21 protein-coding genes and 1 pseudogene are annotated in these 19,928 nt (G+C 49.8%); 14 read left to right on the top strand and 8 right to left on the bottom strand.

The genetic code is table 11. The features are described 5' to 3' along the window. Positions 1 to 63: 63 nt before the first annotated feature. The gene (locus C2U53_RS05590) at positions 64 to 495 is read right to left on the bottom strand and encodes a hypothetical protein (RefSeq protein WP_043001747.1); all 432 of its coding nucleotides are present in this window, start codon (positions 493 to 495) and stop codon (positions 64 to 66) included. Further along, positions 495 to 902, bottom strand: a complete 408-nt coding sequence (locus C2U53_RS05585) for a hypothetical protein (RefSeq protein WP_042998150.1) — start codon at positions 900 to 902, stop codon at positions 495 to 497. Before C2U53_RS05585 ends, C2U53_RS05590 begins: the two co-directional genes overlap by 1 nt. Before the next feature lie 104 nt (positions 903 to 1,006). Between C2U53_RS05585 and C2U53_RS05580 the strand changes: the two genes are divergently transcribed. Both C2U53_RS05580 and C2U53_RS05575 read left to right on the top strand, forming a co-directional pair. Continuing rightward, positions 1,007 to 1,510 (top strand): ESA_00282 family adhesion-associated protein, encoded by a 504-nt coding sequence (locus C2U53_RS05580; RefSeq protein WP_042998149.1) that lies wholly within the window; start codon positions 1,007 to 1,009, stop codon positions 1,508 to 1,510. Positions 1,511 to 1,581: 71 nt separating this feature from the next. Next, positions 1,582 to 2,076, top strand: a complete 495-nt coding sequence (locus C2U53_RS05575; protein WP_042998148.1) for a TIGR00645 family protein — start codon at positions 1,582 to 1,584, stop codon at positions 2,074 to 2,076. Positions 2,077 to 2,119: 43 nt separating this feature from the next. On the opposite strand, the gene C2U53_RS05570 is transcribed toward C2U53_RS05575, so the two are convergent. Next, positions 2,120 to 3,160 (bottom strand): aldo/keto reductase, encoded by a 1,041-nt coding sequence (locus C2U53_RS05570; RefSeq protein ID WP_042998147.1) that lies wholly within the window; start codon positions 3,158 to 3,160, stop codon positions 2,120 to 2,122. An 81-nt stretch (positions 3,161 to 3,241) separates the two neighbouring features. Here C2U53_RS05570 and yghX point away from each other — a divergent pair, with 81 nt between their 5' ends. From yghX to hybG, 11 genes are all read left to right on the top strand, one after another. Continuing rightward, on the top strand, positions 3,242 to 4,126 hold the full coding sequence (gene yghX, locus C2U53_RS05565) for a YghX family hydrolase (protein WP_054177125.1): 885 nt from the start codon (positions 3,242 to 3,244) through the stop codon (positions 4,124 to 4,126). A gap of 194 nt (positions 4,127 to 4,320) precedes the next feature. Further along, positions 4,321 to 5,961, top strand: a complete 1,641-nt coding sequence (locus C2U53_RS05560) for a methyl-accepting chemotaxis protein (RefSeq protein ID WP_042998145.1) — start codon at positions 4,321 to 4,323, stop codon at positions 5,959 to 5,961. A gap of 84 nt (positions 5,962 to 6,045) precedes the next feature. Next, positions 6,046 to 6,333: a DUF2623 family protein gene (locus C2U53_RS05555; RefSeq protein ID WP_090048994.1), complete on the top strand. Its 288-nt coding sequence runs from the start codon at positions 6,046 to 6,048 to the stop codon at positions 6,331 to 6,333. A gap of 189 nt (positions 6,334 to 6,522) precedes the next feature. Beyond that, positions 6,523 to 7,641, top strand: coding sequence for a hydrogenase 2 small subunit (gene hybO / locus C2U53_RS05550; protein WP_042998143.1), 1,119 nt, complete (start codon positions 6,523 to 6,525; stop codon positions 7,639 to 7,641). 2 nt (positions 7,642 to 7,643) lie between these two features. Next, positions 7,644 to 8,630 (top strand): hydrogenase 2 operon protein HybA, encoded by a 987-nt coding sequence (hybA, locus tag C2U53_RS05545; protein ID WP_042998142.1) that lies wholly within the window; start codon positions 7,644 to 7,646, stop codon positions 8,628 to 8,630. Next, positions 8,620 to 9,798, top strand: coding sequence for a Ni/Fe-hydrogenase cytochrome b subunit (hybB, locus tag C2U53_RS05540; RefSeq protein ID WP_042998141.1), 1,179 nt, complete (start codon positions 8,620 to 8,622; stop codon positions 9,796 to 9,798). Before hybA ends, hybB begins: the two co-directional genes overlap by 11 nt. Further along, positions 9,795 to 11,498: a hydrogenase 2 large subunit gene (gene hybC, locus C2U53_RS05535; RefSeq protein ID WP_042998140.1), complete on the top strand. Its 1,704-nt coding sequence runs from the start codon at positions 9,795 to 9,797 to the stop codon at positions 11,496 to 11,498. The genes hybB and hybC overlap by 4 nt, the downstream gene beginning before the upstream one ends. Continuing rightward, positions 11,498 to 11,992 (top strand): HyaD/HybD family hydrogenase maturation endopeptidase, encoded by a 495-nt coding sequence (locus C2U53_RS05530; protein ID WP_042998139.1) that lies wholly within the window; start codon positions 11,498 to 11,500, stop codon positions 11,990 to 11,992. Before hybC ends, C2U53_RS05530 begins: the two co-directional genes overlap by 1 nt. Continuing rightward, positions 11,985 to 12,473, top strand: a complete 489-nt coding sequence (gene hybE, locus C2U53_RS05525) for a hydrogenase-2 assembly chaperone (RefSeq protein WP_061070586.1) — start codon at positions 11,985 to 11,987, stop codon at positions 12,471 to 12,473. The genes C2U53_RS05530 and hybE overlap by 8 nt, the downstream gene beginning before the upstream one ends. Further along, entirely contained in the window at positions 12,466 to 12,807 is a 342-nt protein-coding gene (gene hypA / locus C2U53_RS05520; RefSeq protein ID WP_042324177.1) for a hydrogenase maturation nickel metallochaperone HypA, read from the top strand. Before hybE ends, hypA begins: the two co-directional genes overlap by 8 nt. A gap of 30 nt (positions 12,808 to 12,837) precedes the next feature. Then, positions 12,838 to 13,086, top strand: a complete 249-nt coding sequence (gene hybG / locus C2U53_RS05515) for a hydrogenase maturation factor HybG (protein ID WP_042998137.1) — start codon at positions 12,838 to 12,840, stop codon at positions 13,084 to 13,086. Positions 13,087 to 13,126: 40 nt separating this feature from the next. Here the strand turns inward: hybG and yghU are convergent, their stop codons facing one another. Then, positions 13,127 to 13,993 (bottom strand): glutathione-dependent disulfide-bond oxidoreductase, encoded by an 867-nt coding sequence (yghU, locus tag C2U53_RS05510; protein ID WP_042998136.1) that lies wholly within the window; start codon positions 13,991 to 13,993, stop codon positions 13,127 to 13,129. 195 nt (positions 13,994 to 14,188) lie between these two features. Between yghU and gss the strand changes: the two genes are divergently transcribed. After that, on the top strand, positions 14,189 to 16,048 hold the full coding sequence (gene gss / locus C2U53_RS05505; RefSeq protein ID WP_044255709.1) for a bifunctional glutathionylspermidine amidase/synthase: 1,860 nt from the start codon (positions 14,189 to 14,191) through the stop codon (positions 16,046 to 16,048). A gap of 339 nt (positions 16,049 to 16,387) precedes the next feature. Here gss and C2U53_RS05500 read toward each other — a convergent pair whose 3' ends face one another. The 4 genes and pseudogenes from C2U53_RS05500 to C2U53_RS05485 all read right to left on the bottom strand — a co-directional run bounded on the left by C2U53_RS05500 (position 16,388) and on the right by C2U53_RS05485 (position 19,558). Beyond that, a complete protein-coding gene (locus C2U53_RS05500) occupies positions 16,388 to 16,852 on the bottom strand; it encodes an adhesin (RefSeq protein WP_104445716.1) in 465 nt (154 codons plus the stop codon). Positions 16,853 to 16,872: 20 nt separating this feature from the next. Then, positions 16,873 to 17,640: a peptidoglycan DD-metalloendopeptidase family protein gene (locus C2U53_RS05495; RefSeq protein ID WP_172740560.1), complete on the bottom strand. Its 768-nt coding sequence runs from the start codon at positions 17,638 to 17,640 to the stop codon at positions 16,873 to 16,875. Between the two features lie 260 nt (positions 17,641 to 17,900). Continuing rightward, a pseudogene (locus C2U53_RS30270) lies at positions 17,901 to 18,329 on the bottom strand (ISAs1 family transposase); the annotation flags it as partial. 119 nt (positions 18,330 to 18,448) lie between these two features. Then, the gene (locus tag C2U53_RS05485; protein WP_099433649.1) at positions 18,449 to 19,558 is read right to left on the bottom strand and encodes a hypothetical protein; all 1,110 of its coding nucleotides are present in this window, start codon (positions 19,556 to 19,558) and stop codon (positions 18,449 to 18,451) included. Positions 19,559 to 19,928: the final 370 nt, after the last annotated feature.

Here is a 19,928-nt window from a genome sequence, read left to right as displayed (position 1 = left end):
TCGTTGTCGCCATGGGCACAATGAAAGAAAGGCCGGGTACGGCGTTATCGCTACCCGGCTTTTTTATTGCCCATCGCGCCGGGTTTGCACCTGACGTTCATTGAGCGCAACGGTAGTGATGGTAATCGTGCGGGTGTTTCCTTCGGCCAGTTTGCGCGTCAGTCGCAGCGTGGCGGTCTCACGAGCCAGCAAATGCTGCCAGGTGCTCTCCAGTCGCGCCATGATTTTGTCACCCAGCGCCGGGTTCTGTTTGATAATGGCGTTGATCGCCGCGCCATAAATCTCTTCCTTCACCTGAAGCGCGTATATTTCCCGCCGGTTTTGCCATTTCAGACGAACCAGCGCCGCAGGAATAGAAGTCACTTCTTGCGCCACGCTTTCGAGGACCGCATTTTTATTGGCGATGAGTGCGGCAAGATTCTGCTTTAAGATAAATTGATCGCTTTTATTCTCATCTAAAGCCAAATAGACATTGTTATCTTCAACATCTTTAATCATTGTTCGTCGTCCAGAGAATAGAAAAGGGGTGAGTCTTTCTCCCGGGTAATTAAGTTAAGCCAAATTTCGTTGCCGTTTTCATTTATATGCGTGGTCATTTCAGTGATTATTTTACTTAAGGTCTGGGCATCGATATCGCCTTCAGCCTGTAACGCATTAATAACCCGAGCGAAAGTCTCAATTTTCGCTACCCGCTCAAGACGTTCTTTAAAATGACGGTCACGTTCTTCGAGTAGGATATTTTTAGATTGCCCGGTGGCGGTTGTGCTAATTAAGATATCGGCCTCATAATCACTGAGGGTTGTTTTTCCCTGAGTAAAATTATCATTATTTTCTACTGTTTCTTCCGTCTGACCTGACGCTGACAGATGAAAACGCGGTGGGACAAGGTGCTCAGGCAGCATGTCACAATATCCTTTAATATCAAATGTATAGTTATTTTTATTTGGCAGGTCGCGTTGACAATAACATGGGGTAATTTTAGAATCAAAAAAAATGGAGTCATTCTATGAACAGTATTTTTTATTCTGTCATTACCTTGCTATTGTTGACCGGCGGCGTGCTTTTATTAATGCGCGAGTTTAATAAACCGCGCAACGCTGAAGAACTGCCCTCTGAGACTCAATCAATACCGCTGACTAAAGAAGAGGGGGAGGACCATTTCTCCGCGCTGATGAATGCTATTACACCGGTATGGTACTGGCGCGTCAATCACGAATATATTGATTTCCTTCACGCAACAATAAAACGCATGACGATGGCGCAATTGAATGACACGCCAGGACTGTTTGACGCCCAGCGACGCTGCAGCGATCTCAATTCAGCGGTGTATAAATACTACGACACGATAAAAAAACGCTGTCTCAACGGCGAAAAAGTTCCCCATTCCGATCTCGATGTGCTGAACTTACGCCAGTGCTTCCGGGAGTTTAGCGTCGAGGCGTATCCATCGCTGGTGGCGCTGGTGTGGCCCGAGTATCAGCGCCCGTGGATCAATCCCGACGAAGTTTAAGGAGGATGTTGATCTGATGTTGCGCAATTGGGATATACTGTCGCCCGGTTTTTGCAACATCACAGGAATTTATGGAACGCTTTCTCGAAAACGTTATGTATGCGTCTCGCTGGCTGCTGGCCCCGGTCTACTTTGGTTTGTCGCTGGCGTTGGTTGCGCTGGCGCTAAAATTCTTTCAGGAAATTTTTCATGTTCTGCCCAATGTCTTTTCGATGGCAGAAGCTGACCTGATTCTGGTGCTGCTGTCCCTGGTGGATATGACGCTGGTCGGGGGACTGCTGGTAATGGTGATGTTTTCCGGCTATGAGAATTTCGTCTCGCAACTCGATATCGCTGAGGGACGGGAAAAACTGAACTGGCTGGGGAAGATGGATGCGACCTCACTGAAAAACAAAGTTGCGGCCTCGATTGTTGCTATCTCTTCCATTCATCTGTTGCGTGTATTTATGGATGCGAAAAACGTGCCGGATAACAAGCTGATGTGGTACGTCATTATCCATCTCACTTTCGTCTTGTCGGCGTTTTTGATGGGCTGCCTCGACCGGTTAAACCGCCATAAGCACTGACAGCACAGGCCGGGCAGCCCTTAACGCTACCCGGCGCTGAACGTTACTTATCGGACGATGCCTGCCAGAGGTTCAGTTGGCCGTCAGCGACATGCTTATCAATCTGCGTCAATTCTTCTGTGGTGAACGACAAATTTTTCAACGCCTGAACGTTTTCTTCCAGTTGCTCCGGGCGGCTTGCGCCAATCAGCACGGAAGTGACGCGATCGTCTTTCAGCAGCCAGCTAAGCGCCATTTGCGCCATTGACTGACCGCGCTGTTGCGCCATCTTATTAAGCAGACGCAGACTGCTGAGGTTAGCTTCCGTCAGCATATTCTCAGTCAGACCGCGCACTTTCTTCCCTTCGCGCTGCATACGTGAACCGTCCGGAATGCCGTTCAAATACTTCCCGGTGAGCAATCCCTGCGCCAGTGGCGTAAAGGCGATGCAGCCCACGCCATTGGCTTTCAGCGTATCCAGCAAACCGCTTTTATCCACCCAGCGGTTCAGCAGGTTATAAGAGGGCTGATGGATCAGCAGCGGGATCTTCCATTCGCGCAAAAGCTCAGCCATTTTTTGTGTCCGCTCCGGCGAGTATGACGAAATACCAACATACAGCGCTTTCCCACTTTGCACAGCGTGTGCCAGCGCAGACGCCGTCTCTTCCATCGGCGTGTTTTCGTCCACGCGATGAGAATAGAAAATATCGACGTAATCCAGGCCCATCCGTTTCAGGCTCTGATCGAGACTGGCGAGCAGGTATTTACGCGAGCCGCCGGAACCATAAGGACCTGGCCACATGTCGTAACCGGCTTTGGTCGAAATAATCAGTTCATCACGATACTGGGCAAAGTCTTCGCGCAGCAGACGCCCGAAATTTTCTTCGGCGCTGCCCGGAGGCGGCCCATAGTTATTGGCTAAATCAAAGTGAGTAATGCCTAAATCAAAGGCTTTTCGCAACAGTGCGCGCTGCGAGTCGAGGGCTTGTACGTGACCGAAGTTGTGCCACAGACCGAGCGATAGCGCAGGCAGTTGGAGGCCGCTGTTACCGCAGTAGCGGTACTGCATATTCTCATAGCGGTCAGGGGAGGCGTTCCAGGACATGATGTCTCCTTTCTTGTGATGAATTTTCGAAACAGCGTTTTCATTCTATGCTTATAGAATCACAAATCCCGGAGATATGCGATGACGCGTCTGACAGCCAAAGATTTTCCGCAAGAATTACTCGATTATTATGACTACTACGCCCACGGGAAAATCTCAAAACGGGAGTTCCTCAATCTTGCGGCAAAGTACGCCGTTGGCGGGGTGACGGCGCTGGCGCTCTTCAATATGCTCAAGCCCAACTACGCGCTGGCGGAACAGGTGAAATTTACCGATCCCGATATATTGCCTGAATATATTCATTATCCGTCACCAAACGGTCATGGCAGCGTGCGCGGGTATCTGGTGAAACCGGTCAACACAACGGGCAAGGTCTCCGCCGTGGTGGTGGTGCATGAGAACCGGGGGCTGAATCCTTATATTGAAGATGTTGCAAGGCGGGTAGCAAAAGCGGGCTACATTGCGCTGGCGCCCGACGGTTTAAGCTCGGTAGGTGGCTATCCAGGAAACGATGAAGAAGGGAAGGTCTTGCAGCAGAAAGTGGATCCGACAAAGCTGATGAATGACTTTTTCGCTGCCGTCGAGTTTATGAAGCAACACCCGGACGCCAGCGGGAAAGTGGGGATCACCGGATTTTGTTACGGCGGTGGCGTCTCAAATGCCGCTGCCGTGGCCTATCCTGAACTGGCGTGTGCGGTGCCGTTTTATGGTCGCCAGCCTGCCGCTGCGGATGTGCCGAAGATAAAAGCGCCGATCCTGCTGCACTACGCGGCGCTGGATAAAAATATCAATGAAGGCTGGCCCGCCTATGAAGCCGCGCTGAAGGCCAACAATAAGGTCTATGAAGCCTGGATCTATCCCGGTGTAAACCACGGATTTCATAATGATTCCACACCGCGATATGACGAGGCTGCCGCCGAATTAGCATGGAAACGAACGTTGGGATGGTTTGATAAATATTTATGATAAAAAAAAGGAAAATAAACGATTGATTAATACTGCTGGCATTTTTCATTATCTTTTATATGTATACAGCGACCAAGGATATTGTTTGCGAGAGTAAAAAAACTAAAAGTAAGTATATATTCTTCACTCTTTGCCGATAACGAAGGTGAGTCTCGCCAGATGGCGAATCCCTTTAATATGGCAAGGATATATCTATGCGACTTTTGCAAAACTTCACCATTCGTCTTGTCATGCTGACAATACTGGGCGTCTTTTGTCTTCTCTGGTCAGGAGTGGGATTATATAGCGTTCACGCGCTGTCAAAAGTGTCAGAAGGCAACGAAGTCGATCGCCATCTTGTTCGCCAGATGACGGTGCTCAGCCAGGGCAACGATCAATATTTCCGCTTTGTTACCCGCCTCAGTCGTGCGATGGAGTTGAAAGCCAGTGGCGGCACGCCGGATTTCGCTCCCGTGCAGCAGGCGCTGGATAACATGAGCAAAAAGTTGCAGGAAATGAAAACGCTCTCGCCAGGGCCGATGGATCCTGAGGTTGCCGCTGCGGTGCTGGCGAGCTGGCAGGATCTGCTCGATAAAGGCGTCACGCCGCAAATGCAACTGGCGCAGCAGGGCACGCAGAGTGCATGGAGTGAGCAGGCGAATAATGTGACGCCTGCGTTGAGCCGGGCGTTTGGTGCCAGTGCAGAACGCTTTAATAAGGCCGCAGGTGTGATGCTCGATCAAACCCGCGTCATGGTAGATGGCAAAACGTCGATCATCCGTACCCTAATCATTGGCGCGGTGATCCTGGGCATTGCAATTCTCTTCTTCACCGATCGCTATCTGGTGACCATGCTGGTGAAACCGCTGGCGCGGATCCGCCAACAGTTTCGCCAGATTGCTCAGGGCGATCTCAGTCAGCCGATTGACGATATTGGCCGCAACTGCGTCGGCCAATTAGTGCCTTTATTACGGGCGATGCAGGACAGTCTGCGCGACGCCGTGAATACTATCCGTTCTGGCAGCGATAATATCTGGCGCGGCGCCACTGAAATCTCCAGCGGCAACAACGATCTTTCATCGCGAACGGAAGAGCAGGCTGCGGCGCTGGAAGAGACGGCTGCCAGCATGGAGCAGCTCACCGCAACGGTGAAACTGAATGCGGATAACGCCCGTCAGGCAAGTCTTCTGGCTGATGCGGCATCACGCACGGCAGGAAAAGGCGGTTCACTGGTGTCCGAAGTGGTCGAGACCATGGACGGAATTTCCGCCAGCTCGAAGCAGATTGCGGAAATTACGACCGTCATCAATAGCATTGCCTTCCAGACCAACATTCTTGCATTGAACGCTGCGGTCGAAGCGGCGCGTGCGGGTGAGCAAGGGCGTGGATTTGCCGTCGTCGCAGGTGAAGTGCGTAATCTGGCAAGCCGCAGTGCAAACGCGGCAAAAGAGATTGAAACACTGATTGCCGAATCCGTGCGCCGCGTCGACCACGGCGCGACGCTGGTGAAGGATACCGGCTCAACGATGGAGGCGCTCCTGCGTGGCGTGACGGAAGTGAACACCATCATGAAACAAATTGCCTCGGCGTCTGAAGAACAGAGCAAAGGGATTTCGCAGGTGGGCGTTGCGATTACTCAGATGGATGGCGTTACGCAGCAAAACGCCGCGCTGGTGGAGCAGGTTTCCGCCGCGGCTGCGGCGCTGGAGAGACAAACGGAAGATTTACAACGTTCTGTGCAACAGTTCCGGTTATCGCAAAATGACGCCCCCAGTCTCCCCGGAAAAGGTGCCGCTCCCGCCGGGCAGCGACGCCCGACTCCCACAGCGGCAGGTGATGAATGGGTGGCATTTTAAGGCCCAGTAAAAAGTCGCTGAACCCTCTGGCCTTTGCTTAAAATATCGCTATATAATTTATTGTATAGCGATTGAGGAGAGGTCATGAATAATCATTTTGGCAAGGGTCTGATGGCCGGATTAAACGCCACGCAGGCTGACAACGCCCGAAACGTAGCGAAATTTTGTTCGGATTATAAACGTGGCTTCGTACTAGGATTCTCGCATCGCATGTTTGAAAAAACCGGCGACAGGCAACTCAGCGCCTGGGAAGCGGGGATCCTGACGCGTCGCTATGGGTTAGATAAAGAAATGGTGATGGATTTCTTTCGGGAAAATCAGTCCAGCATCACGATTCGTTTTTTTATGGCCGGCTATCGACTCGAAGGTTGATCCAAAGGGGGTATTATCTTGCTTTAATTAATTACACTACCGGCTATTCCCTTCGTTTTAGTATCCCCTCGCAGTATCATAGACTACATAACCATAACAAAAGTGTGGTAAATGGCGCACCGATCGCAGTTACGGTTTTGCGATTGATGCAAAATAAGAGCCAGGTCTTCGTAACGGAATAACTATAAAATGACTGGAGATAACACTCTCATCAATTCCCATGGCGTCAACCGCCGTGATTTCATGAAGCTTTGTGCAGCACTCGCCGCCACAATGGGGCTCAGCAGCAAAGCCGCCGCCGAAATGGCTGAGTCGGTATCCCGTCCGCAGCGCCCTCCGGTTGTCTGGATTGGTGCTCAGGAATGCACGGGCTGTACCGAATCCCTGCTTCGCGCGACCCACCCTACGGTAGAAAACCTTGTCCTGGAGACCATCTCTCTGGAATACCATGAGGTGCTTTCCGCCGCCTTCGGCCACCAGGTTGAAGAGAACAAACACAATGCGCTCGAGAAATACAAAGGGCAGTATGTGTTGGTCGTTGATGGTTCCATCCCGCTAAAAGATAACGGTATTTACTGCATGGTTGCCGGTGAGCCCATTGTGGATCATATCCGCAAAGCGGCAGAAGGCGCGGCGGCAATTATCGCTATCGGTTCCTGCGCTGCATGGGGCGGCGTCGCCGCTGCTGGCGTGAACCCGACCGGTGCGGTTGGCCTGCAGGAAGTTCTGCCGGGTAAAACCATCATCAACATTCCGGGCTGTCCGCCGAACCCGCATAACTTCCTGGCGACCGTCGCCCATATCATCACCTGGGGCAAGCCGCCGAAGCTGGATGCGAAAAACCGTCCGACCTTCGCCTATGGCCGCCTGATTCACGAGCACTGCGAACGTCGTCCGCACTTCGATGCGGGTCGCTTTGCGAAAGAGTTCGGCGATGAAGGTCACCGCGAAGGCTGGTGCCTCTACCACCTCGGCTGTAAAGGGCCTGAGACCTGGGGCAACTGCTCCACACTGCAATTCTGCGACGTTGGCGGCGTCTGGCCGGTGGCGATTGGTCACCCATGCTACGGCTGCAACGAAGAAGGCGTTGGTTTCCATAAGGGCATTCACCAACTTGCTCACGTGGAAAATCAGACACCTCGTTCCGAAAAACCTGATGTGAACATGAAAGAGGGCGGCAACATTTCTGCCGGCGCTATTGGGTTGCTTGGCGGCGTTGTCGGTCTGGTAGCCGGCGTCAGCGTGATGGCGGTACGTGAACTGGGGCGTCAGCAAAAGAAAGATAACGCTGACTCACGGGGAGAATAACCGTGAACAGACGTAACTTTATCAAAGCAGCCTCCGGCGGGGCGTTGCTGTTAGGCGCTGCGCCGTCTATCAGCCACGCGGCTGCAGAAAATCGCCCGCCCATCCCCGGTTCTCTGGGTATGTTGTATGACTCGACGCTGTGCGTGGGCTGTCAGGCCTGTGTGACCAAGTGTCAGGATATCAACTTCCCGGCGCGTAACCCGGAAGGGGAGCAGACCTGGTCGAACAACGACAAACTGTCGCCGTACACCAATAACATCATTCAGGTGTGGCGTAGCGGTACAGGCGTGAATAAAGATCAGGAAGAGAACGGCTATGCATACATCAAGAAACAGTGTATGCACTGCGTCGATCCCAACTGCGTTTCCGTCTGCCCGGTTTCCGCACTGAAAAAAGATCCGAAAACCGGCATCGTTCATTACAACAAAGACGTTTGTACCGGCTGCCGTTACTGCATGGTTGCCTGTCCGTACAACGTGCCGAAGTATGACTACAACAACCCGTTTGGTGCGCTTCACAAATGTGAATTGTGTAACCAGAAAGGCGTTGAGCGTCTCGATAAGGGCGGCTTGCCGGGCTGTGTTGAGGTTTGTCCTGCCGGTGCGGTCATTTTTGGTACCCGTGAAGAGTTGATGGCCGAGGCGCAAAAGCGTCTGGCGCTGAAGCCTGGCAGCGAATACCACTATCCGCGTCAAACCCTGAAAACGGGCGATACCTACGTGCATACTGTGCCGAAGTACTATCCACATCTTTACGGTGAAAAAGAGGGCGGTGGGACTCAGGTGCTGGTACTGACCGGGGTGCCTTACGAGAATCTGGATCTGCCGAAGCTGGATGAGATTTCAACCGGCGCGCGTTCCGAACATGTTCAACACACCCTGTATAAAGGCATGATGCTACCACTGGCCGTGCTGGCGGGCTTGACCGTGCTGGTTCGTCGTAATACCAAAAACGACCATCACGACGGAGGAGACGATCATGAGTCATGATCCTAAACCGCTGGGCGGCAAAATTATCAGCAAACCGGTCATCATCTTCGGGCCGTTAATCATCCTCTGTATGCTCCTGATCGTGAAGCGTCTGGTATTTGGATTGGGGTCTGTCTCCGATCTGAACGGCGGTTTCCCATGGGGCGTCTGGATTGCCTTTGACCTGTTAATCGGCACCGGCTTTGCCTGTGGCGGTTGGGCGCTGGCATGGGCGGTGTATGTCTTCAACCGGGGACAATACCATCCGCTGGTGCGTCCGGCGCTGCTGGCGAGTCTGTTTGGTTATTCTCTGGGTGGCTTGTCGATTACCATTGATGTGGGTCGTTACTGGAACCTGCCGTACTTCTACATTCCGGGTCACTTCAACGTGAACTCGGTGTTGTTCGAGACGGCGGTCTGTATGACCATCTACATTGGGGTGATGGCGCTGGAATTTGCCCCTGCGTTGTTTGAACGTCTGGGCTGGAAGGTGTCGCTGAAACGCCTGAATAAGCTGATGTTCTTCATCATCGCTCTCGGAGCGCTGTTGCCGACCATGCACCAGTCCTCAATGGGCTCGCTGATGATCTCGGCAGGCTACAAGGTGCATCCGCTGTGGCAAAGCTATGAAATGCTGCCGCTGTTCTCGGTATTGACCGCCTTTATTATGGGCTTCTCGATCGTCATCTTCGAAGGCTCTCTGGTTCAGGCTGGCCTGAGAGGAAAAGGCCCGGATGAGAAGAACCTGTTCATCAAGTTGACGAACACCATCAGCGTGATGTTGGCGATTTTTGTCGTGCTGCGCTTTGGTGAGCTGGTTTACCGGGGCAAGCTGTCGTATGCCTTTGCAGGCGATTTCTACTCAGCAATGTTCTGGCTTGAAGTCGTGCTGATGGTCTTCCCGCTGGTCGTCCTGCGCGTTGCTAAATGGCGTAATGATTCACGCATGTTGTACCTGTCTGCGCTCAGCGCGCTGCTGGGTTGCGCGACATGGCGTCTGTCCTATTCGCTGGTGGCATTTAATCCAGGCGGCGGTTACCACTACTTCCCAACCTGGGAAGAACTGTTGATTTCTATTGGTTTTGTGGCTATTGAGATTTGCGCTTACATCGTACTCATTCGTCTACTGCCGATACTTCCTCCTTTAAAACAAAACGATCACAATCGTCATGAGGCGAGCAAAGCATGAGCCAGAGAATTACTATTGATCCCGTAACCCGTATTGAGGGGCACTTACGTATCGATTGCGAAATCGAAAACGGCGTTGTATCAAAAGCATGGGCCTCCGGTACCATGTGGCGCGGCATGGAAGAGATCGTGAAAAATCGCGATCCGCGTGATGCGTGGATGATTGTGCAACGTATTTGCGGCGTTTGTACGACTACGCACGCGATCTCCTCGGTTCGTGCGGCAGAAAGCGCGCTGAACATTGACGTTCCGGTTAACGCACAATACATCCGTAACATCATTCTTTCAGCGCATACCACTCATGACCATATCGTTCACTTCTATCAGCTTTCGGCGCTGGACTGGGTGGATATTACCTCGGCGCTGAAAGCCGATCCGGCAAAAGCGTCAGCGATGCTGAACGGCGTGTCGACCTGGCATCTGAACAGCGCGGAAGAGTTCACGAAAGTTCAGAACAAGATCAAAGACCTGGTCGCCAGCGGCCAGTTGGGGATTTTCGCCAACGGTTACTGGGGACATCCGGCGATGAAACTGCCGCCGGAAGTGAACCTGATTGCGGTAGCTCACTATCTGCAGGCGCTGGAATGCCAGCGTGATGCTAACCGCGTGGTGGCACTGCTGGGCGGTAAAACGCCGCACATCCAGAACCTGGCGGTGGGTGGCGTTGCCAACCCGATCAACCTCGACGGTCTGGGCGTACTGAACCTGGAACGCCTGATGTACATCAAGTCCTTCATCGACAAGCTGAGCGACTTTGTTGAACAGGTGTACAAGGTCGATACTGCGGTTATCGCCGCGTTCTATCCAGAATGGCTGGAGCGCGGTAAGGGGGCGGTTAACTATCTGGCTGCACCGGAATTCCCGACCGACGGTAAAAACGGCAGCTTCCTGTTCCCTGGCGGTTATATTGAGAATGCCGATCTGGCGAGCTATCGTCCGATCTCCTCTCACTCCGACGAGTACCTGATCAAAGGGATCCAGGAGAGCGCCAAACATGCCTGGTATAAAGACGAAGCTCCGCAGGCACCGTGGGAAGGGACGACCATTCCGGAATATAACGGCTGGTCGGATGATGGCAAATATTCATGGGTGAAATCTCCGACCTTCTACGGTAAAACCGTCGAAGTGGGGCCGCTGGCGAATATGCTGGTTAAACTGGCGTCCGGACGTGAGGCCACGAAAGCGAAACTGAATGAAATCATCGCGATTTATCAGAAGCTGACGGGCAAAACGCTGGAAGTGGCGCAGTTGCACTCTACGCTGGGGCGTATTATTGGTCGTACCGTTCACTGCTGTGAACTACAGGGTATCCTGCAGAATCAGTACAGCGCGCTGATTGCCAATATCGGCAAAGGTGACCACACCACGTTCGTGAAACCGAATATTCCGGCGACAGGCGAATTTAAAGGTGTGGGCTTCCTTGAGGCACCGCGCGGGATGCTTTCTCACTGGATGGTGATTAAAGACGGTATCATCAGTAACTATCAGGCGGTTGTACCGTCAACCTGGAACTCCGGCCCGCGTAACTTCAACGATGACGTCGGTCCGTACGAACAGTCGCTGGTAGGTACGCCGATTGCCGATCCGGAAAAACCGCTTGAAGTAGTACGTACTATTCACTCCTTCGATCCTTGTATGGCGTGTGCGGTACACGTTGTTGACGCTGACGGGAACGAAGTTGTCTCTGTGAAGGTTCTGTAATGCGGATTTTAGTCTTAGGGGTCGGCAATATTTTGCTGACCGATGAAGCCATCGGCGTTCGTATCGTTGAAGCCTTAGAGCAGCGATATGAATTGCCGGATTTCGTTGAAATCCTCGATGGCGGTACGGCGGGTATGGAGTTGCTCGGCGACATGGCGAACCGGGATCATCTGATCATCGCGGACGCCATTGTCTCGAGAAAAAACACCCCGGGTACGATCATGGTCCTGCGGGATGATGAAGTGCCGGCGCTGTTTACCAACAAAATCTCCCCGCATCAATTGGGCCTGGCCGACGTTCTGTCGGCCCTTCGCTTTACCGGCGAGTTTCCGAAAAAACTGACGCTGATTGGCGTCATTCCGGAATCGCTGGAGCCGAATATTGGTTTAACGCCAACAGTTGAAGCGATGATTGAACCTGCGCTTGCGCAGGTTCTGGCTGCGCTGCGTGAGTCGGGCGTTGAAGCGATCCCTCGGGAGGCGACGCATGTCTGAGGAGATTTCCGGGTTCCAGGCTGCTCCGAAAGCACAGGTTCAGGCTGCGTTTGAAGCGATTGCGCAGCGTTCAATGCACGATCTGTCCTTTCTACATCCTGATATGCCAGTGTATGTCTCTGACTTTACATTGTTTGAAGGGCAGTGGACGGGATGTGTGATTACGCCGTGGATGCTGAGCGCGCTGATTTTCCCCGGACCAGACCAGCTCTGGCCAGTGCGTAAAGTCAGTGAAAAGCTTGGGTTGCGTCTGCCGTATGGCACGATGACATTCACGGTGGGCGAACTGGATGGTGTATCGCAATACCTCTCCTGCTCGCTGATGTCACCGCTCAATCACAGTATGTCGTCTGAAGAGGGCGTACGTCTGGCTGATGACTGCGCGCGCATGCTGTTGTCGCTGCCGGTCAGCGATCCGGATGCGCCGCAGACAAGCCGTCGCGCGCTGCTGTTCGGGCGTCGGGGTTTGCAGAATGCATGAGCTGTCTCTTTGCCAGAGTGCGGTTGAAATCATTCAACAGCAGGCTGAACAGCATGGCGTAAAGCGCGTCACCGGCGTGTGGCTGGAGATTGGCGCGCTGTCCTGTGTTGAAGAGAGCGCGGTACGTTTTAGTTTTGATATTGTCTGCCAGGGGACGGTGGCGCAAGGCTGTGAATTGCACATCGATTACAAACCGGCGCAGGCATGGTGCTGGGATTGCAGTCAGGCGGTTGAAATCACCCAACACGATGCGCAATGTCCGCGTTGTCATGGCGACCGACTGCGTGTTGATACCGGCGATTCGCTGAAAGTGAAAAGTATTGAAGTTGAATAACCCATGATGTGACATGGGGCGGAGTCAGACATGTGTATAGGCGTTCCAGGCCAGGTTCTGGCCGTCGGTGAAGATATTCACCAGCTTGCGCAGGTGGAAGTGTGCGGCATCAAGCGTGATGTGAATATTGCGCTGATTTGTGAAGGCAGTCCTGCGGAACTGGTCGGGCAGTGGGTGTTAGTGCATGTGGGGTTTGCGATGAGCATCATCGATGAAGAAGAAGCCAAAGCCACGCTGGATGCACTACGCCGTATGGAGTACGACGTCACCAGCGCATAAGAGTGAATGCCGGATAGGTTCTGTCCGGCATTTTTTAGCGTTAATTCTGGCGCTTATCTTCGGTATTGGTCTCGAAATCGCTGGCATCATGACGTTCATGAAGCTGCTCATTCAACGGTCCGTTGGTCCGGTTCACGATTCGCCCGCGTTTAACTGCCGGACGTTCCGCTATCTCTTTTGCCCAACGCTGCACATTTTTATAGTTGCCCGCATCAAGGAATTCTGCCGCATCGTACACATTGCCCAGCACCACGTTGCCAAACCACGGCCAGATAGCCATATCGGCAATGGTGTACTCATCGCCTGCCACGTAAGCGTTATTCGCCAGCTGTTTATCCAGCACGTCCAGCAGGCGTTTGGCTTCCATTGTAAAGCGGTTGATCGCGTACTCAATCTTCACCGGCGCGTAGTGGTAGAAATGACCGAAACCACCGCCGAGGAAGGGCGCTGCACCCTGCAGCCAGAACAGCCAGTTCAATGTCTCTGTACGTTTTGCTAAATCCTGTGGCAGGAAATAACCATATTTTTCTGCCAGATACAGCAGGATCGAGCCCGACTCAAACACACGCACCGGTGGATTTTGCGAATGATCGCGCAATGCCGGGATCTTCGAGTTGGGATTCACCTCCACAAAGCCGCTGGAGAACTGATCCCCTTCGCCAATGCGAATCAGCCAGGCATCATATTCCGCACCGCTCACTCCCTGTGCCAGCAGTTCTTCCAGCATGATGGTGACTTTCTGGCCGTTCGGCGTACCCAGCGAATAGAGCTGAAGCGGATGTTTACCGACCGGCAGCGTTTTGTCGTGCGTCGGACCGGAGACAGGACGGTTGATGTTGGCGAACGCACCGCCATTGGATTTTTCCCACGTCCAGACTTTCGCGGGCTGATAAGTGTTATCTGACATGTTGATCTGCCTTCTGAGTGGTTGTGTTGAAGCAGTGTAGCAGGTCGCCATCCGTACCTTTAACAGATCGGCACATTTACACCTGTCTATTTTTCGTTGTTGCGCACGCACCCGCTGCGTTGAGGTGTATGATGGTCGGCGGTGTAGGGCAGGCAAGCAGAAGCTGCCCAGCTGTATAGTTTTGAGGTAAGGTGCATGAGCAAAGGAACGACCAGTCAGGATGCCCCGTTCGGGACATTATTGGGCTATGCCCCCGGTGGTGTAGCGATCTACTCTTCAGATTACAGCTCCCTCGACCCGCGGGACTATGACGATGACGCCGCGTTTCGCAGCTACATCGACAACGAATACATGGGCCACAAATGGCAGTGCGTCGAATTCGCGCGTCGTTTCCTCTTCCTGAATTATGGTGCGGTGTTCACCGATGTCGGCATGGCGTGGGAGATTTTCTCGTTGCGTTTCCTGCGCGAAGTGGTGAACGACAACATTCTGCCGCTACAGGCGTTTCCTAACGGGTCGCCTCGCGCACCGGTCGCCGGGGCGCTGCTGATCTGGCAGAAAGGCGGAGAATTTAAAGACACCGGCCATGTCGCGATTATCACTCAATTGCTGGATAACAAAATCCGCATTGCCGAGCAGAACGTCATTCACACGCCGCTTCCTCCCGGACAGCAGTGGACGCGTGAGCTGGAGATGGTGGTGGAAAATGGCTGCTATACCCTGAAAGACACCTTTGACGACACTACTATTCTGGGCTGGATGATCCAGACCGACGATACCCGGCACAGCCTGCCACAGCCGGAGATCGCCAATGATTCGCTGAAGATTGGCGCGGCAAGACTGGAAGAAAACGGCCAGTTTGACGGTAAATGGCTGGATGAACAGGATCCGCTGCAAAAAGCCTATGTGACAGCGAACGGTCACGTGATCAATCAGGATCCGTATCAGTATTTCACGATGACCGAGAGTGCCGAACAGGAGTTGATCAAAGCGACCAACGAGCTGCATCTGATGTATCTGCACGCTACAGACAAGGTGCTGAAAGACGACAATCTGCTGGCGCTGTTCGACATTCCCAAAATCCTCTGGCCGCGTTTGCGCCTCTCCTGGCAGCGCCGTCGCCACCATATGATCACCGGTCGTATGGATTTCTGTATGGATGAGCGCGGGTTGAAAGTGTACGAATACAACGCCGATTCCGCGTCGTGCCATACCGAAGCGGGGCTGATCCTCGAACGCTGGGCGGAGCAGGGCTATACCGGTAAAGGACATAACCCGGCGGAAGGCCTGATCAATGAGCTGGCGGGGGCCTGGAAACACAGCCACGCACGTCCATTCGTGCACATCATGCAGGATAAGGATATTGAGGAGAACTATCATGCCCAGTTTATGCAGCAGGCGCTGCATCAGGCCGGGTTTGAAAGTAAGATCCTGCGTGGGCTGGATGAACTGCGCTGGGACGATGCCGGACAACTCATTGACGGTGACGGACGCCTGGTGAACTGCGTCTGGAAAACCTGGGCATGGGAAACGGCGATTGAGCAGGTGCGTGAAGTCAGCGAAACCGAGTATGCCGCCGTGCCGATTCGTACCGGACATACTCATCAGGATGTGCGGTTGATCGATGTGCTACTGCGCCCGGAAGTGCTGGTCTTTGAGCCGCTGTGGACGGTGATCCCGGGTAACAAAGCGATCCTGCCGATCCTGTGGCAACTTTTCCCGCACCACCGCTATCTGCTGGATACCGATTTTGTCGTCAATGATGAACTGGCGCAAACCGGTTATGCGGTGAAACCGATTGCGGGTCGCTGTGGCAGCAATATCGACCTGGTCAGCCATCAGGAAGAACTGCTGGACAAAACCAGCGGGAAATTTGCTGCACAGAAGAACATTTATCAGCAATTATGGTGTCTGCCAAACGTTGCCGGTAAGTATATTCAGGTGTGCACTTTTACCGTTGGCGGCAACTACGGCGGCACCTGCCTGCGTGGCGACGAATCGCTGGTTATTAAGAAAGAGAGCGACATTGAACCGTTGATTGTGGTGAAGGGGTGAGCTCTCAGCAGGATACGGTTATAGCCGGAGCATGTTTCTAAAGCCGAAAGCTGACCGATGCAGTCGATGTGTAAAAATCCGTAATCTCCCAGGGATTACGGATTTTTTTGCTTCTCAACCTGGTTCTCAGTACTGTCGATTTGCGGTTGTTGTGGCACACTAATTTTGTCATCTGAATAATACTTTCCTAACCTTTGGTTTTTCAAAAACCATAATCTGCTCTCTTTATTATCCAGAAGGTATTTGGTCATAGACGATGTTTAGTTATTAAGTTGGGTAGTGGAATTGTAATGACGCAGTAGGCTGTTTAATGTGAAAGAGAATGCTTAACGCACTCTTCTAAATACCACAGTATCCAGACAGATCAAATTTCTTCTCACTGTTTCTTGCCCTGATGGTGATGCTTAATTTGACATCGTTACCTTCTTCTTTCATATTTGATTTTTGTAATGAAGATTGTATCGTCGTAATCGAAATATCATTGTTTTTGAAAATAGATGTGGTTTTATCTGATTGTATCCGCTTTAATGTTAACATTTTGCCATTCAGTTTTATAATGGCAGAGTATGTACAGGCTCCACTACCCACAGGACAAATATCACCTTCTACATAATCAAACAATTCTTCCGAAGTATTATTACTTTGGGTTAGCGTGCAAACGGGATGTCCTAAATCAGCAATCTCATTAACTTTAAAACTGTCTGTGAATAAAGCGTCTGAATGCAAATTACTACGTTCTGCAGCAATGCAAAAAAGAACGCTCGATGACATCAAAGCGGCCAGAAATACTATGCTTTTTAACATGTTGAAAAATTCCTTGAGTATCAGGTTCTGGGAAGATTGGTTTTCCACATATTAAGATATGGAGCCGGATCTGTTACATCAGCACGTCTTTTAAAACTTCCTCCACCTGAAAGGCTAGCTGTTGATGATCCATTGGTATAGACTTCCAGATGCAACATGGATGAACCACTTCCCAGTGTTCCTACCTTAGCAATAACTTGTCCCTTTTTTACAGATGCACCACCAGTGTATGAGCCACTAGCTATTTCACCATAGCGAAGGAGTAGGTTGCCATGTCTTATTTCGACAGCATAAGTGCCAGAGTAAAAATAATATGGACCACGGACTAAAATACCATCAGCAACGGCATGAATAGGCGTTCCTGGCGGGAATATCAAATCACAACCCGCATGTTTACGAGTGCCTCCACTGCGTGGCGCACCAAATTGACGTCCTCCGTTTGTCCATGACTTAAGTGGGAGTTTCGTGAAGGGAAAGCAGAAACTCTCATCTGAACCTGCAATCACAACTTTGGATGACTCAGGAATCGTAAGATTGGAATCTGTAGAAGAAACCAATGGAGTGATAGCAGATGAATCCTGGATTCCCAGTTGCAACCAGGTTCGTGGCCCCACGATGCCATCATCTTCTACTTCACTACGCTGCTGGAATATTTTCACGGCATTATATGTATTTTTTCCAAAGGAACCGTCCTCAACAAGCTTTGGGAAGGCCCCGTTTTTATTAAGTAATTGTTGTAACTTTAATACATCCTTACCTTTCGTAAACATCCACAGTGTTGCGATCATATATCCTTATTTGAAATTGTATATTATTGGCATAGCAAAAAAATAATATCTAATGCCACTCTCAAGACAATCTATAATATCTATCGCATCATCTATGATGAAATATTTCAATTGCCATCATTAAACCAGGAGCCTATCCATCCATGTAAATGGCATGAAATAAAAACACTCTCTTTTAATATATTTAACCGTCTTATCTTTTAAATCTCACTTCTTGAAATGAGACAAGTAAAATTATCCTGTAGAACATCAGGGCAAGATTACGAAACCCCATCCCCCTCGAGGACTGTAACCAGATACCCTCTGTCCATCGCCACTTTTCTCATCTTGTGCCGCAGTCCCGCCTTGAACATCATTTCTTGCCGAAGAATATTTACTGCAATATGTCTTGTCCGCGAAAATAGTTCATTAGCACGCCCTCTTCTTATTCGATAGCCATCTTCATTCATTGCTGTATCCAGACTCCAGTGCAAACAATTCTCGATTGACTAATGTTCCCAGATAGATCTCGAAACTTCCTCTGCTGTTAAATTTGCTGAATTTATGTAATAGTGCGTCTGCATCTGAGACTCTTTATCCTGAGATGCCATTTCCTTACGAAAAGAAACTGCAATGCATAATTTCTTCAGCTTTTTATATTCAAAGATAAAATCAATAAACTCTTCAGGAACATCACTTACAATATGTAAGCAAGTTTATTCTCTTCAGCGGCTGTGACAGAACCGTGTTATGCTTGCATACAGGTACGCTACCAGTGTGAAAGCAAAATTTTATTTGATTAACTTATTGGAACTATTGAGTGATTATGTCAATGCTCAATATAAAACTGATCTTCATACTCTAAGTCGTAGTTATTAAGTGAATTTAAAATAATATCTATTGCTCGTTTTCCCGCAGCCCAGGAACCGAAATTTTGTTTTTGTAGTGCAAATGATCCAATTATATAAAACCAACTTCCCTGAATTTTTCCGCAAAAAACAACTGACATGCCTTCCTCATTTCTTGCATTCTTTGCTTTTAACTCACCAGTCCATAATTCCTCAATGTTTTTATTGAAGATATCCTTGCGTTCTCTTAATGAAATCTCATCAATTTCAAGGTGATTGTTTTCTTTTAGTTGGCTGACAATTAGTTTACAAACCTGTTCTTTATTAATTGTCGCATCATGGTATAAAAAATAGCCATCAATAAAGCCATAAATGTTACTTTCTTCTTTTAAAGATAACGAATAGTAGCTCATCTTTTCATTATTATATCGTTCTGAATATTGCCATGAGGCAGGGTAATAAAAAGAATAGTTTGCAGGTACATCCAGATTTATGCTCTTTAGTTCTTCTGCTAAATGCCATTTTGAGTCATTAATTAAAGTGAAGAATTTCACACAATGAAAGAGATCCTCAGCCAGCGATTCATAATCCTTCCAGTTACAACATGCTTTTACCATTATCACATTGGCTCTGTTGTTTTCAAAATCATAATTTTTAAATACTCTTATTCTTGATGTGATGGTTTCGTTATCGATATCTTTTTTTGTTAAAAAATCAGCATATCGGCCACTAACGCTATAATAATATTTACAGTAAAGAATTTCTTCATCTAAAAGGCCTAATATATGTTCTCCCCAGTCACTGGCATCGATATCATTATTTATATGCTCATAGACCACATCAACTTCTGTAAAGGGGAATTTTGCTCCAGAAATGGTCTGATAGCAACCAATAGCATAAAGGTTATTGGTTCCTGCGATTAGCTCAGGTTTAATTCTGACCGGTTTTACATCTAGTGGGAGTAATATCTTGTAATATAAACTTGTTACTTGTGAGGATGTATAACGGCATCGCCAAAAATGCTCGTTTTGGTGCTCAATACTATATGTTACTGATTCTGGGAAGTTTTTGAACTTATCATTTTTTTTCATAATAATATTTCTGAGCTGTCGTGGTTATATTTATAAAACTTGATGTGCAGAATGAATAAGGATTTAAAATTAGTCATTGCTTAAATGTTGCTATGTGTAGTGGTTGTCAATTATGGTATATACATAAGATACATGAAACACGCATATACATAAAAAAAGACAAATATAAGCTTAAGGAATCTTGATATATTAAATTGATTGGATAAATACCATTTTATTGGTTGTGTGTCGATGTGGGTACTATTATTTTTTATATGAAATGCAGCTAATCGTTTAACTCCACCATCTATCATTGAAAAAATAGTATAGTAAAAAAAAGCATAAATACCAAGTAGGTGTATTATTTTTAATGATGTTATATTTCGAACGT

The organism is Citrobacter sp. CFNIH10 (assembly GCF_002934585.1).
Taxonomy (GTDB): Bacteria; Pseudomonadota; Gammaproteobacteria; order Enterobacterales; family Enterobacteriaceae; genus Citrobacter_A; species Citrobacter_A amalonaticus.
The sequence above is the reverse complement of the archived record's forward strand: the minus strand, read 5'-3'. Positions and strand labels throughout refer to the sequence as shown.